Origin of the sequence: Streptomyces sp. NP-1717 (genome assembly GCF_022695985.1) — a bacterium.
In the GTDB taxonomy this organism is placed as follows: Bacteria; Actinomycetota; Actinomycetes; order Streptomycetales; family Streptomycetaceae; genus Streptomyces.
In genome coordinates, this window is record NZ_JAAPBF010000181.1 from 1 (window position 1) to 14,733 (window position 14,733).

A 14,733-nucleotide genomic window follows, 5' to 3' on the forward strand; every position below is an offset into this window, starting at 1 on the left:
TCGCCCTCGTCGCGCTCACCGCCTCCCTGCTCCAGGCCAACATGAGCAGTGCGAGCACCGGCTCCGTCGCGGCCGAGCAGGCCGGATCCGGCACCAAGGGCGCGGCTGTCGTCCGCGTCTCGGAGTTCCTCGCCGAGTGTCCGTACAGCCACCGCCTGCCGGACGACCCGATCGTCGCCCCCGGACTGCCCGGCGGCTCGCACATGCACAGCTTCTTCGGCAACGACACGACCAACGCCCGCTCCGACGTCAACAGTCTGGCGCGCGGACGCACCACGTGCGCGCCGCAGGAGGACCTCTCGTCGTACTGGGTCCCGACCCTGTACGACGGCACGCGAGAGGTGGAGCCGACCGGCACCACCTTCTACTACCTGGGTGAAGGCGTACGCGACGACATCATCGCCCAGACGCAGCCGCTGCCGTACGGACTGCGGATCGTGGCGGGCAACGCCAAGGCCACCGGCCCCAACGACAACACGCGGGCGCGCTGGTCGTGTCTGCACCACGGCGAGGTCAATCCGTCCACCGACTTCGTCAACTGCCCGGCGGGCGCGATGCTGGAGTCGTATCTGGACTTCCCCCAGTGCTGGAACGGCCGTGATCTCGACTCGGCCGACCACAAGAGCCATATGTCGTACCCGGTGGCGGGCGCCTGCCCGTCGACCCACCCGGTCCCGGTGCCGAAGCTCCGCCAGGTGCTGAGGTATCCGGTCAACGGCGATCCGGCGCGGCTCAAGCTCGCGTCGGGCCGGGGCTACACGATGCACGGCGACTTCTTCAACGTCTGGCCCGCGGCGGAGATGGAGCGGCGCGTACGTGACTGCATCCGTCCCATCATCAAGTGCGGTGCCGACGGCCGGCCTTCCTGACCGGACCACGCCCGTCGTCCGTCCGGAGCCGCACGGCCCCGGACGGACGGCGGGTCTGCCGATCCCCCGCCCCTCCCCCACCCAAGGACTCTCCATGAAGGCGGTACGCGGTACGGCGGCGGCGCTCCTCGCCCTTCTGGTGGTGACGGGCTGCTCCGCCACCCCGTCCGACGACAAGAAGCCGTCCGCCGCTTCGGCTTCCGTACGCCCCAGCCCCGTCGCCACTCTCTCCGGTGCCACCGACGCCGCGTGGGTCCAGCTCATGACCCCCATGAACGAGGGGGCGGTCGAACTCCTGACGATGGCCGCCGAACGTTCCACCGATCCCCGTCTGCGGAGCTGGGCGAAGGACCTGGCCGCCGGGCACCGTACCGAACTCGACCGTATGCGGGCGCTGTTGAAGGAGCTGGGGCTCCCGTCCACGAATGTGCACGAGGGCCACGAGATGCCGGGCATGGTGACGCCCGGCGATCTCACTCAGGCGCGTGCCGCCGAAGGCGCCGCCTTCGAGAAGGTCTTCGTGATCCAGATCCGCGAACATCTGGAACAGTCCGCGCACGTGTCCCGCTCCGAGGTCGACGCGGGCAGCGAGGCGGCGGCCAGGAAGCTCGCCGCCGCGCTGGTCGAGGCGAGACGGGGCGAACTCGCCGGCCTGGAGCGCATCACCGCGTAGCGCCGCCACCGGCCGCCCGGGGACCCCGTCCGGGCTCCGAGTACCAACCGGTATAAAGGCTGCATGACTGCCGACGCCTCCCCGCCCGCGCGCCCGACCCTGGAGGACGTGGCCGCCGTGGCAGGCGTCTCGCGTGCCACGGTGTCGCGCGTGATCAACGGAGCGCCGACGGTGGATCCCGCGCTGCGCAGAGTCGTCGAGGAGGCCATCGCCACCACGCACTACGTGCCGAACCGCGCCGCGCGCTCCCTGGTGACCCGCCGTACCGACTCGGTCGCGCTGGTCGTCTCGGAGCAGGAACGGCGTCCGGTGGCCGAGCCGTTCGTGGGCCGGATGTTCTCCGACCCGTACTTCGGCCGGGTCGTGGGCGGGCTGCTCGACGTGCTGCGGCCGGCCGGTGTCCAGATGGTGCTGATGCTGGCGGACGACGCCGCTTCCCGCGACCAGTTGCTGTCGTATCTGCGCCAGGGCCATGTCGACGGCATCGTCCTGATCTCCTCGCACGCCGGGGATCCGCTGCCCCGGCTGGTCCACGAGACGAGACTGCCCGCCGTGCTGGCGGGCCTGCCCGGACAGCCGTCGCCGCTCACGTACGTCGAGGCGGACCAGGCTGCGGGCGCGCGGCTGGCGGCCGGGCATCTGGCGGGGCTGGGGCGGCGCAGGATCGGTACGGTCGCGGGGCCGCAGGACATGCCGGCGGGGCAGGAGCGGCTCGCCGGGTTCCGGGCGGCGATGGCCACGCACGGGATCGAGGACGTGGCGGTCGCGGAGGGCGACTTCACCCACACGGGCGGCGCGGCGGCGATGCGTCGTCTGCTGGCCGAACACCCGGATCTGGACGGGGTGTTCATCGCCTCGGACCTGATGGCGCTGGGCGCGATGCCGGTACTGCTCCGGGCGGGCAGGCAGGTGCCCGAGGACGTGGCCGTGGTGGGCTTCGACGACAGCAACGCGGCGCTGACCTGCGATCCGGCGCTGACGACGGTACGTCAGCCGGTCGAGGAGATGTCCGCGGAGATGGCCAGGCTGCTGCTGAAGCAGATCGCCGCGCCGGGCGGTCCGCTGCCATCGATGATCTTCACGCCGACGCTGGTGGTGCGGGAGTCCGCGTAACGCCCGTCGGCGCGCCGCGCTCCCGGCTCCGGTCGCCGGTCAGGCGGTTCGGCCGTGGCGCTCCTCGTCCTCCAGCGCGGCGGCCTCCTGCGACAGCCGTACGGCCTGGAGGAGGCTCAGCCCCGGCTCGGCCTCGCGGAGCGCCTTCACCGCGGGTACCGAGTCGGCCCGCCCCTTCACACCCGCCTCGGCCATCTTCCGGCGCGCCCAGTTCCCGCGCAGCTCAACGTCGGTGGCCTCCCTGGCGGCGGCGAGCAGCGCGGCGGCCCGCTCCAGCCCCGGCCGCTCCTCGGGACCGGCGGTCCTCAGCGCGTGGTCCACGGCCTCGGCGACCTCATCGGCCTCGCGCACGACGAGTACGGTGAACTCCTCTTTGTCCTGCCCGAACAGCTTCATCTCCGGATACTGTCCGCCTCCGGCTCGCGGTCTCAAGGGAGTTGAGCCAGTTCTGAGGTTCGCACACGCCGGACGGCCCGGAGCGGTCGGGCGCTCCGGGCCGTCCGTGCGGGGCAGGCGGGTTACTTCTTGGGGAGCCAGGCCTCCCATGTGGACTTGTTCGCCTTGACCCACTTCTCGGCCGCGTCCGCGCCGCTCATCTTGTCCTTCGCGATGGCCTTCGCGACCTCGTTCTGCGCCTCGGTGGTCCACTTGAAGTTCTTGATGAACTCGGCGGCGTCACCGCCGTTTTTCGCGAAGTCCGCGTTGAGGTACTTCTGGAGCGGGGTGTTGGCGTACGCGCAGTCCGTCGCCGTCTCCGGGACGTTGCAGCCCTCCTCGTACGCGGGCAGCTTCACCTCGACCAGGTCGATGTCCGCGTTGAGCCACTGCGGGTCCCACCAGTAGGTGATGAAGGGCTCCTTGTCCCGGTACTTCTGCTGGATCTCCTTGATCTGGGCGGCCTCGTTGCCCGTCTCCTTGATCTTGAGATCCAGCTTGAGGTTCTTGACGAGGTGCTCGTCGTACGTCGTGTACGAGGGCGCCGCGCCCAGGAACTCGCCCTGGTCGCCGCTGTTCGCGGACTTGAAGTCCTTGACGAACTTGTTGAGGTTCTTCGCGTCCGTGACCTCGGGGTTGGCGTCCGCGTAGTACTTGGGGACGAACCATCCGATGTGGCCGACGACCCCGAGGTCGCCGCCCTTGACGATGGTCTTCTTGTCCTCGACGTAGAGCTTCTCCTTCTTCGGGGAGCCGCCCCAGTCCTCCAGGATCGCGTCGGCCTTGCCGTTGTTGAGCGCGTCGAAGGCGACCGGCTCGTCGAGCTGCTGGAGCTCGACCTTCACGTCCAGCTCCTGCTCCATGATCACCTTGGCGACCTCGGCGTTGGCGCGCGCGCCGACCCAGGAGGGCACGGTCAGGGTGATCTCGTCGGACGACGACTTCGGTTCGGTCTCGGCGGCGCACGCGCTGAGCGCGAGCATGCCGAGTGCGCCGGCTCCGGCGACCAGGGTGGTGCGTATCCGCTTGCTGTGGGTCACGTCGTTGTTCTTTCTGTCGCGGTTTCAGTTGTGGTGCCGGCGGGAGTACCGGCGGGGGTGTCTTCGGTGGCGTTGTCCGTGGCGTTCACACCAGGGCACGTTCCTTGGCCGCCGCGCTGGGCTGTGAGATCCGGTCCAGCAGCAGCCCCAGGCACACGATCGCGATACCGGCCGTCATACCGAGGCCCAGATCGCCCTTGGCCAGGCCCCTCACCACGTCGACGCCGAGCGCGCCGCCGCCGATCATGCCGCCGATGACGACGATGGCCAGGACCAGCACCACGCCCTGGTTGACGGCGAGTTGGAGTGCGGGCCGGGCGAGCGGCAGCTGTACCTGCCGCAGTTGCTGCCCCGTACCGGCGCCCAGTGAGCGTGCCGCCTCCAGTGCGGAGGGGTCGATCTGCCGGATTCCCTGGGTCGTGATGCGTACGACGGCGGGCAGCGCGTAGACGACGGCCGCGGCGACGGCCGCCGTACGGCCGCCGCTGAACAGCGCGATCACCGGGATCAGATAGATGAACTGCGGCATCGTCTGCATGATGTCGAGCACCGGCCTGATCACCCGCTCGACCCGTGCGACGCGCGCCGCGAGGATGCCGATGGCGAAGCCGAGCAGCAGCGTCACCACGAGCGCGGCGAGGACCTGCGAGAGCGTGTCGAGCGAGCGGTCCCAGAGCCCCATCGCGCCGATCGCGGCCAGCGACAGCACCACCGTGACGACGGCGCGCCAGCCGGTGCGCAGCGCCAGGACACCGGCGACGAGGAGCAGCGCCCACCAGGGCGTGGCCAGCAGCGCGTCGCGCACCGGGTTGATGACCCAGTTCGCGAAGCCTTCGGACCAGGTGAGGGTGCCGCCCAGCACCGGTACGCCGGAGCCGAGTTCGCGCTCGATCCAGTCGACGACGGTGTTGACGGGCTGGCTGATCGCGACGGTCCAGGCCTCGGGCCACTCCTTGCGGCCGAGTACGGCGCCGAGCACCGCTCCGCCGGCGACGGCGGCCACGATGCCCGGCCACAGGACCCACCACTTGGCGGGGCGCCCGGCGGCGGGGTCTTCGAGTTGTTCGCCGGCCGCCGCCGTCGTACGGTCCAGCCAGATCGCCAGCAGGACGACGGCGATTCCGGCGGGCAGCGCGAGCCCGACGTCGACGGTGGACAGCGCCGTGAAGATCTCGTCGCCGAGTCCGCCGGCGCCGATCATCGACGCGAGGACGACCATCGACAGACACATCATGATCGTCTGGTTGAGGCCGAGGAGCATCTGTTTGCGGGCGAGCGGCAGCCGTGCCGTCACCAGCCGCTGCCAGGAACTGGCACCGAGCGAGGCGGACGCCTCCAGTGCGGCGGCGTCCGCGCCGCGCAGCCCGAGCGCGGTGAGCCGGGCCATCGGCGGGGCCGCGTAGATGACGGTCGCGACGAACACCGACGGGATGCCGATGTCGAAGAGCAGCACGAACGGCAGCAGGTACGAGAAGGCGGGCAGCACCTGCATGGTGTCGAACACCGGCCGCAGGACGCGCTGGCAGCGGTCGGAGAGACCGGCCGCGAGCCCGAGCAGCGCGCCGACGATCGCGGAGACGGTGACGGCGACGACCATCAGGGCCAGCGTCTCCATCGCCGGTTCCCACATGCCGAGCAGCCCGATCACCGCGAAGGTGGCGAACGCGGTGGCGGCGGTGCGCAGCGCGCGGCGGCGCAGGCCGGCGCCGCCCGCGTACCAGGCGATGAGGACGGCTGCGACGGTCACGCCGATGAAGCCGAGGCTCTCCAGGACGCTGAACACCCCGTCGACGGAGCTTTCGGCGGTGTTGCTGATGTGCAGGAGGAAGTAGAGGAAGAGGGGGTGGGTGGTGCGGTTGTCGACGAGCCAGCGGTTGAGGTCGTCGAGGGGCGAGCGTACGTCGACGGTCAGGCCGGCCGGCCAGGCACCGCTGCCGGTGACGGCGGCGCTGACGATCGCGACGAGGACGGCGGCGACGAGGAGCATCGCGCGGGGGTTGCCGACGAGACGGGCCCACGGGCCGGGCGCTGCGCCGTCGGAGGCGCCGGTCTTCGCCGTGCGTACGTCGTCCACGGCGCCCGCGTCGCGTGTGCCCTGGCCGGTCTTCTGGAACACCGGATTGGGAGCGGCGCTCATACCGCCGCCACCTCCTTGGGTTCCGCCTCGTCGTCCAGTCCCGCGACGACGGCCAGCAGTTCCTCGTAACCGACGACGCCGAGCGTCCGGCCGTTCTCCACGACCCGGCAGGACGAGCCGCTGCGGGCGACGGCCTCGATCGCGTCCGAGACGAGGGTGTCGGGCTTCAGGGCGACACCGGACTCGCCCTCGCCGTCGCGCGCGGGGCGCATGGCGCGGCGTACGGAGATGACCTGTTCGCGCGGGACGTCGCGGACGAAGTCGCGTACGTAGTCGTCGGCCGGGTTGGCGACGATCTCCTCGGGGGTGCCGAGCTGCACGATCCCGCCGTCGCGCATCAGCGCGATGCGGTCGCCGAGGCGCAGTGCCTCGCTGAGGTCGTGTGTGATGAAGACCATCGTGCGGCCCTCCTCACGGTGCAGCCGGATGACCTCTTCCTGCATGTCGCGGCGGATCAGCGGGTCGAGCGCGCTGAACGGCTCGTCGAACAGCAGCACCTGGGGGTCCACGGCGAGTGCGCGGGCGAGCCCGACGCGCTGCTGCTGGCCACCGGAGAGCTGGCCGGGGCGCCGGTCCTCCAGTCCTTCGAGGCCGACCTTGCCGACGATGTCCGCCGCCCTGGCGCGCCGCTCGGGGCGGCTCACGCCCTGGATTTCGAGGCCGTAGGCGACGTTGTCGAGGACGGAGCGGTGCGGCAGCAGACCGAAGTGCTGGAAGACCATCGCGGCGCGGTGCCTGCGCAGTTCACGCAGCCGGGTCTTGTCCATGGCGATGACGTCCTCGCCGTCCATGGACAGCCGCCCGCTGGTCGGCTCGATGAGCCGGGTCAGACAGCGTACGAGGGTCGACTTGCCCGAGCCGGAGAGGCCCATGACGACGAAGACCTCGCCCTTGCGGACGTCGAAGGAGACGTCGCGGACGGCGGCGGTGCAGCCGGTCCGTGCCCTCAGCTCCTCGGCGGACAGCGCCGCGTACTCCTTGTTGCCCGGTATCCGTTCGGCCTTCGGTCCGAAGACCTTCCACAGATCGCGTACGGAGAAGACCGGTTCGGTGGCGGTCATCACGCATCACCTCCCGGTGCGGTTGTGTCAGCGGCTGGTCCCGCTGTGTCGTCGGTCGTGGGTGTCGTGGTGAGCGCCCCGGCGGCTGCCGCTGTGAGCAGTTCGGCGCACTTCTCCCCGACCATGAGGACGCCGATCATCGGGTTGACGGCCGGCATGGTGGGGAAGACGGACGCGTCGGCGATCCGGATCCCGGTGAGGCCACGAATTGTCAGATCCGGTCCCACCACGGCCTGTTCGTCGTCGGCGGCGCCCATCCGGCAGGTGCCGGCCGGGTGGTAGACCGTGTGGGCGCACTTGCGGGCGTACTCGCTCAGCTCGTCGTCGGAGGTGATGTCCGGGCCCGGACAGACCTCGCGGGTCAGCCAGTTGGCGAGCGGTTCGGCGGCGGCGACCTGCCGGGCGATCCGGATGCCGTCCACGAGGGTGCGGCCGTCGTAGTCGTCCTCGTCGGTGAAGTAGCGGAAGTCCAGGGCCGGTTTGACCTCGGGGTCGGCGCTGGTGAGGAAGAGGCGGCCGCGGCTGCGGGGTTTGGGGATGTTGGGCGTCATCGAGACGCCGTGCGCGGGGCGTTCGTACCCCAGGCGCTCGGGATTGTCCGTGAACGGGATCTGGTAGAAGTGGAACATCAGGTCCGGGCCTTCGTGGTCCGGGTCGCGCCGGACGAAGAGGCCCGCGTCGGAGTCCATCGCCGAGTTCTCGGGGATCGGCCCGTCCGTCTCCCAGACGATGACCGACTCGGGGTGGTCGAGGAGGTTCTCGCCGACGCCCGGCAGATCGTGGGCGACGGGCATGCCGAGGGCTTCCAGGTCGGCGCGCGGGCCGATGCCGGAGTGCAGGAGCAGCCGGGGTGTGTCGACGGCGCCGGCGCAGACGAGGACTTCGCGCCGGGCGCGCACGTACGACTCGGTGCCGTCCGCAGCCCGTACGCGTACGCCTGTCGCGTGTGTGCCGTCGAACTCCAGCCGGTACGCCCAGGTCTCCAGCAGCAGCCGGAGGTTGGGCCGGTCCAGGAACGGGTGGAGGTACGCCACCGAGGCGGACGACCGCTTGTTGTCCTCGGGGTGGTAGGCGAGGTCGAAGAAGCCGGCGCCTTCGTGGAAGGGCTTCTTGTTGAAGCCCTCCACACGCGGGACGCCGAGCGCCGACCGGGCGGAGTCGACGAAGTCGCGGGCGATGGGGTTACGGTCCCGTTCGTCCACCGGCACGATGTTGTTGCGCAGCCGCCCGAAGTACGGCTCCATGGACGCCGCGTCCCAGCCCTCGGCCCCGGCGGCGGCCCACTCGTCCCAGTCGGACGGCAGCGGCCGGAAGGCGATCAGGGTGTTGTGCGAGGAGCAGCCGCCGAGGACCCTGGCCCGGCTGTGCCGGATGTGGGAGTTGCCGCGCGGCTGTTCGGTCGTCGGGTAGTCGTAGTCCAGCTCGCCGCCGAGCAGCCCCATCCAGCGGCGGAGCGTCAGCACGTCGGGCCGGTCGATGTCGGACGGCCCTCCCTCGATGACGGCGACGGTGACGTCGGGGTCCTCGGTGAGGCGGGAGGCGATCACCGATCCCGCGGTACCGCCACCGACGACGACGTAGTCGTATGCGGCGTCGTGTTCGGCCATGGGTGTCGTCTACTCCACTTCCTAGGGTGCTTCAAGGTTCTTGCGCGTGATGGGGCGTGAGGGGCCGAGGCGTGCTGAGGCTCCCCCGTACGCCGGTCGGCGGGCCCTCGCGCCGGCCGGTCAGCCGGCGAACCAGCGCACGGGCCGTGGCGCGAGGTTCTGGTAGATGTGCTTGGCCTCGCGGTACTCGGCGAGGCCCGAGGGCCCCAGCTCGCGCCCGATGCCGGACTTGCCGAAGCCGCCCCACTCGGCCTGCGGCAGATAGGGGTGGAAGTCGTTGATCCAGACGGTGCCGTGCCGCAGCCGTCCGGCGACGCGCCGCGCGCGGCCGGGGTCGGCCGTCCAGACGCCGCCGGCCAGCCCGTACTCGGTGTCGTTGGCGAGCGCGACGGCCTCGTCCTCCGTACGGAAGGTCTCGACGGTCAGTACGGGACCGAAGACCTCCTCGCAGACGACCCGCATCTCGCGGTGGCACTGGTCGAGGACGGTCGGCTCGTAGAAGTACCCGGCGGCGGGCCGCTGTTCGCCCGGCTCGGGCCGTTTGCCGCCGGCCCGCAGCACGGCCCCGTCGGCCAGGGCGGACGCGACGTACTCCTCGGTCTTCGCCAACTGCCCGGCCGATACGAGCGGTCCGCACTCGACGCCCTCGCCGCTGCCCCGGCCGAGCCGGATCCTCGCGGCACGGCGGGCGAGTTCGGCGACGAAGCGCTCGCGCAGCGACTCCTCGACGATGAGGCGCGAACCGGCGGAGCAGACCTGGCCGCTGTGGATGAACGCGGCGTTCAGTGCCTGGTCGACGGCGGTGTCGAAGCCCTCGTCGGTGGCGCAGGAGTCGGCGAAGACGACGTTGGGGTTCTTGCCGCCCAGCTCCAGCGCGACCTTCTTCACACCGGGCGCGGCGGCCCGCATCACCTTCGTACCGCTGGCCAGTCCGCCGGTGAACGACACGAGGTCCACGCCGGGGTGCTCGGCCATGCGGGCGCCGACGGGGTCTCCGGCGCCGGTCACGAGGTTGGCGACGCCCGGCGGCAGGCCGGCCTCGGTGAGCAGGTCGATCAGCGCGACGGTGCTGAGCGGGGTGATCTCGCTCGGCTTGACGACAAAAGTGTTGCCCGCGGCCAGTGCCGGGGCAATCTTCCAACTCGCCTGGAGAAGCGGATAGTTCCATGGGGTGATGAGCGCGCAGACACCGACGGGTTCGTGCACGACGACGCTGTGGACGTCGTCGGACCCGGCGTCCACGACCCGGCCGCCGCTCTCGTTGGTCACCAGGTCGGCGAAGTAGGCGAAGGCGTCGGCGACGCAGTCGACGTCGACCCGTCCCTCCTCGACGGTCTTGCCCGCGTCCCGGCTCTCCAGCGCCCCGAGCGTCTCCCGGTCGCGCCGCAGCAGCCCGGCGACCCGGCGCAGCAACGCGGCCCGCTCGGTGACGGGCGTGCGCGGCCAGGTCCCCGCACCACCGTCGAAGGCCCCGCGTGCGGCGTCGACTGCCGCGTCGACATCCTCGGCGCCGCCTTCGGACACCACCGCGAACGGGGTGGCGTCGGCGGGGTCGAGGATCTCGCGAGTGGCACCGGAGGCGGCTTCGCGCCACTTTCCGTCCACGAAGATGGTCTGTTGTGCCGACACGTCGCGTTTGGCCTTCCATTCCCGATATGCACCGTCACCAGCAACAACTGGCGATCTGGGCGCCTGCCCCGGGATGGAGAAAGCATGCGTGTTCGATGACCGAAAGTGTTCAGGGTCACTGACATCCGCGCTCTCACGGCCCATTGCGGCACGAAGACCCCTCGCCGGGGGGAAGCGAGGGGTCTTCGAGTATCGGGTCACGGCGGCTCAGGCCGCCGCGAGGTCGGTCAGACGACCGACTTGGTGCCGTCGACCGCCGCGGAGCGGCCGAAGATGCTGACCGCCTGGTAGTACGTCCACGCCGTACCGTCGCACGAGGCCTTCGTCGCGCCCGAGTAGCCGGCGCAGACGCGCTTCAGGTCCGAGTAGAACGCGTTGTCCAGCCGCGCCTTGTTGGCACTGAAGGTGCCGGCCGCCTTGTAGTTGCGGTAGCCGAAGTCGTGGCGCGCGCAGGACGTCTGGAACGGGAAGCCGAAGGGGTTGTCCGGCGAGGACGAGCAGTAGTCCGTGGACCAGTCGAAGCCGTACGCGGACCAGGCGCCCTGGTTGCCCCGCGCGGAGACCCACGAGTTGTAGCTGGCGGCGCTGGTCTGCGTCCAACTGCTGAGCACCTGCGGCTTGTCGGCCGGTGCGGCGGCGGCGGAGCTCGCCGACATCAGGGTGGCGGGGAGAGCGAGGGCAAGTGCGGCGAGCGGCATCGCCAGACGTCGGCGCATTTCGAAACCTCCGGTGGGGAGACAGGTTGGCGCTCCGCGTCCGGTGACACGGAGCTTCCCTCAGAGCGAGCGGCGCGGTCGCCGCACGGGTCTACGCGCGATGACCGACGCGGGAATGGTCCCCCAGAAGCGGCTCGATGTAACCATGCTCATGACGAAACAACTGGAAAACAGGGGCCCAACTCGTCGACATTTGCCGCAACTTGGTGTGCGACGGGCACGTACCCCTACTCGCCGGTACCCGACCGGTGGCCGGTTTCCACTGATATCGCCGGACGGGGACCGTACGCGGGGCCGGGCACTAGGGGGTGTCCGACTCCGGCGCCGTGTCCGGGTCCGACCCCGGGTCCGTCCGCCGGTCCGGACCGGACGACCTCGCGGCCTGCTTCCTCTGCTGCCGCCGCAGCTTCCACGCGGCCCGCCGCGCCTCCTCCTTCTCCATCAGCCGCTTGATCTCCCGCACTTCCTCGTTCAGTTCGAGGGACACGTCCTCGTCGTCCAGCAGGCCCTGCTCGCGCAGTTGCTTCGTGTGCGCCTCGATCGGCGGATCCGGGTCGAAGTCCGACGGCCTCGGCCCCTCGGGTCCGTCGGGCCCGATCCGTACCAACTGCTCCACCCGCGCCACCCGGTACCGCCGCCCGGCCACCGCGATGCCGGCCCCCCGCTTCTCGTCCAGCCGGTCCGCCGCCCGCGCGTACTCCTCGCGCTCCGCCTCGCTCAGCCGCTGCTGAATGGGCGTCATGACGCGGAAGTCCACCGCCAGCCGGTCCCGCGCGGCCTGCGGGCTCGGCGCCGCGCCCGAGTGCGGCTTCCACTGCCCGTCCCCGCCGCACTCCGCGATCGCGAACTCCGCCGGGAGCAGCACGCCGCCCGGATGCGTCTCGACGGCCCGCAGCGAATCGCCGCGCACCTCGGGCGGCGCGGTCCCGGCCTTCAGCACGAACTGCATCAGGTCGAACTTGAGCAGCCCCTCCGCCATCCCCGTGCCGATGTACGGATCGATGACGAACCCCTTGATCCGGCTGGGCAGGCGGTGCGCCTCCCCCACCTCTCCCGGGTCCGGGTCCGACGGCCTCGGCGGCTCGGGCCCGTCCGGACCCAGCCGGATGAACTGCTCCACCCGCACCACGCGGTACCGGGTGCCGAGCACCCGCAACTCGTCGACCGCGACCCGGTCGAGCTTCTCGTACGCCGCGCGGTACTTCTTGCGGTCCCCCGCGCGCCCGGCCTCGGCGGCCTCCTTGGCCAGCCTGCGGAAGTGCGAGCCGAGGGAGTCACGGACCGACTGCGGCGTGTCCCCGGCGGAGCCGAGGATCTCCCAGCCGCCGCGCTCCGACTCCGTCGCGGCGACGAAGACCGGCAGCCCCATGCCGACGATCGTGGGATACCGCTCCCGCGCCCGCCACGCCTCCTCGTCGGCGAATGCCGCGATGGGACCCTCCTGCACCGTCATGCGGATGGTCCGGTACGCGGGCAACCCCTCTCCGTATGCGTTCATGCACTCAGTGTGCTCGAAGGGTTCCCGCCGGTGGTGCCGAATCGGAAATCAACACCCGGCGGGTGTACGGGGGTTGCCCCGGCCCCGCGTGGCACGACGAAGCTCCCGGCGGCCGGGGAGGCCGCCGGGAGCTTCGTACAGCCGACTGCGTACGCCTACGGGTCAGAGAAGGCCGAGCTCGCGGACCGCGTCGCGCTCCTCCGTGAGCTCCTTCACCGACGCGTCGATGCGCGCGCGGGAGAAGTCGTTGATGTCCAGGCCCTGGACGATCTCGTACGCGCCGTTCTTCGTGGTGACGGGGAACGACGAGATGATGCCCTCCGGGACGCCGTACGAGCCGTCCGACGGGATGCCCATGGAGGTCCAGTCGCCCTCGGGGGTGCCGTTGATCCACGTGTGGACGTGGTCGATGGCGGCGTTGGCGGCCGAGGCCGCCGAGGACGCGCCGCGCGCCTCGATGATCGCCGCGCCGCGCTTGGCGACAGTCGGGATGAAGGTGTCGGCCAGCCACTGCTCGTCGTTGACCGTCTCGGCGGCGTTCTTGCCGGCGATCTCCGCGTGGAAGATGTCCGGGTACTGGGTGGCCGAGTGGTTGCCCCAGATCGTGAGCCGCTTGATGTCCGTGACCTGCGCGCCGGTCTTCGCGGCGAGCTGCGAGATCGCGCGGTTGTGGTCGAGCCGCGTCATCGCGGTGAAGCGCTCGGCCGGTACGTCCGGGGCCGCCGCCTGGGCGATGAGGGCGTTGGTGTTGGCCGGGTTGCCGACGACGAGGACCTTGATGTCGTCCGCGGCGTTGTCGTTGATGGCCTTGCCCTGCGGCTTGAAGATGCCGCCGTTGGCGGAGAGCAGGTCGCCGCGCTCCATGCCCTTGGTACGGGGGCGGGCGCCGACGAGCAGCGCGACGTTGGCGCCGGAGAACGCGGCGTTGGCGTCGTCGGTGATCTCGATGCCGCGGAGCAGCGGGAAGGCGCAGTCGTCGAGCTCCATGGCGGTGCCCTCGGCGGCCTTCAGGCCCTGCGGGATCTCCAGCAGACGCAGGCTGACCGGCACGTCCGCGCCGAGCAGTTGGCCGGAGGCGATGCGGAAGAGCAGCGCGTAACCGATCTGGCCGGCTGCGCCGGTGACGGTGACATTCACGGGAGTGCGGGTCATGGCGGTCTCCGTTAGACAGCGGTGGAACGGCGGGCGGCAGGGGCCGTGCCCCTGGTGCGGGCCATCTCTCCGACGGCGGGTGAATCTTGTCTTGACGTGAAGAGACAACCGCCGGTCAGGCTATCCGACGGGGAGGGCGCGGGGCGCGACGGGGCGGAACGGTACGCCCGCCGCCGGCGACACGCACCTTCGCCGGCCCTGCGAACCTGCCCGCCGCCATCGGAGCCCTCCTTGCCGCGAACGTGACTCCTCACGGACGAGGCCACCCCCGGACGTTGCCCGCACCGCGTTCACTGGGTCGCCGTCGTGCAGCCCTCCACGCCCGTCGTGAGCGTCGCGCACGCCTTCGCCTCCTCGGCCGTGGACACCGCGACCATCGGTGTGTACGCGTCCTTGTCCGCGTTGACCGTGCCCGTCTGGGGTTCGCCCTCGCCCTGGTCGGCCGCTATCTCTATCGTGTCGCCGGGCGCCGCCTGGGTGATGCGGGCCCAGGCCACCCCGCACGTCTCGCTGTAGCGGACCTCGACGACCGCCGTGCCGACCGTCGCGGTCGTCGCCGTCTCGGCGAACTCGCCTCCGCAGCCCATGAGTTCGGGGTCCTCGCCCGTACAGTCGTCACCCGCGCACTTCACTCCGGCGGGCAGTTCGGGCGCGCTCGTGGTCGGCTTCGCCGACGGGGACTGGGCGACCGGCTTCTTCTCGCCGCCTCCGCCGAGGTCGGTCAGCAGGAAGGCCCCGGTGAGCACCAGCGCCGCGCCGACGAGAGCCGCCACGAAAATCGTCGCCCGGCGCTTGCCGCGCCC

General features: G+C 71.0%; 13 protein-coding genes. 3 read left to right on the plus strand and 10 right to left on the minus strand.

The window, feature by feature from the left end:
- The 3 genes from GXP76_RS27030 to GXP76_RS27040 form a co-directional block, all read left to right on the plus strand.
- A partial coding sequence (locus GXP76_RS27030) for a DUF1996 domain-containing protein (protein ID WP_242574226.1) occupies positions 1 to 869 on the plus strand: 869 nt, incomplete at its 5' end.
- Between the two features lie 94 nt (positions 870 to 963).
- Entirely contained in the window at positions 964 to 1,542 is a 579-nt protein-coding gene (locus GXP76_RS27035) for a DUF305 domain-containing protein (RefSeq protein WP_242574227.1), read from the plus strand.
- 63 nt (positions 1,543 to 1,605) lie between these two features.
- A complete protein-coding gene (locus tag GXP76_RS27040) occupies positions 1,606 to 2,655 on the plus strand; it encodes a LacI family DNA-binding transcriptional regulator (RefSeq protein ID WP_242574228.1) in 1,050 nt (349 codons plus the stop codon).
- Positions 2,656 to 2,694: 39 nt separating this feature from the next.
- On the opposite strand, the gene GXP76_RS27045 is transcribed toward GXP76_RS27040, so the two are convergent.
- From GXP76_RS27045 to GXP76_RS27090, 10 genes are all read right to left on the minus strand, one after another.
- Entirely contained in the window at positions 2,695 to 3,051 is a 357-nt protein-coding gene (locus GXP76_RS27045) for a hypothetical protein (RefSeq protein ID WP_242574229.1), read from the minus strand.
- A gap of 122 nt (positions 3,052 to 3,173) precedes the next feature.
- Entirely contained in the window at positions 3,174 to 4,130 is a 957-nt protein-coding gene (locus GXP76_RS27050; protein ID WP_374362725.1) for a glycine betaine ABC transporter substrate-binding protein, read from the minus strand.
- Positions 4,131 to 4,215: 85 nt separating this feature from the next.
- Positions 4,216 to 6,267 (minus strand): proline/glycine betaine ABC transporter permease, encoded by a 2,052-nt coding sequence (locus GXP76_RS27055; protein WP_242574230.1) that lies wholly within the window; start codon positions 6,265 to 6,267, stop codon positions 4,216 to 4,218.
- Entirely contained in the window at positions 6,264 to 7,328 is a 1,065-nt protein-coding gene (locus GXP76_RS27060; RefSeq protein ID WP_242574231.1) for a glycine betaine/L-proline ABC transporter ATP-binding protein, read from the minus strand. The genes GXP76_RS27055 and GXP76_RS27060 overlap by 4 nt, the downstream gene beginning before the upstream one ends.
- Complete coding sequence (locus GXP76_RS27065; RefSeq protein WP_242574232.1) at positions 7,328 to 8,935, minus strand: GMC family oxidoreductase; 1,608 nt, start codon at positions 8,933 to 8,935, stop codon at positions 7,328 to 7,330. Before GXP76_RS27065 ends, GXP76_RS27060 begins: the two co-directional genes overlap by 1 nt.
- Positions 8,936 to 9,055: 120 nt before the next feature.
- The gene (locus tag GXP76_RS27070; protein WP_242574233.1) at positions 9,056 to 10,564 is read right to left on the minus strand and encodes an aldehyde dehydrogenase family protein; all 1,509 of its coding nucleotides are present in this window, start codon (positions 10,562 to 10,564) and stop codon (positions 9,056 to 9,058) included.
- A gap of 227 nt (positions 10,565 to 10,791) precedes the next feature.
- Positions 10,792 to 11,280, minus strand: a complete 489-nt coding sequence (locus GXP76_RS27075; protein WP_242574234.1) for a phospholipase — start codon at positions 11,278 to 11,280, stop codon at positions 10,792 to 10,794.
- A gap of 301 nt (positions 11,281 to 11,581) precedes the next feature.
- A complete protein-coding gene (locus tag GXP76_RS27080) occupies positions 11,582 to 12,778 on the minus strand; it encodes a DUF5954 family protein (RefSeq protein WP_242574235.1) in 1,197 nt (398 codons plus the stop codon).
- Between the two features lie 162 nt (positions 12,779 to 12,940).
- On the minus strand, positions 12,941 to 13,930 hold the full coding sequence (locus GXP76_RS27085) for a malate dehydrogenase (RefSeq protein ID WP_078075454.1): 990 nt from the start codon (positions 13,928 to 13,930) through the stop codon (positions 12,941 to 12,943).
- A 290-nt stretch (positions 13,931 to 14,220) separates the two neighbouring features.
- On the minus strand, positions 14,221 to 14,733 hold a 513-nt coding region (locus GXP76_RS27090; protein ID WP_242574236.1), incomplete at its 5' end, for a YjfA family protein.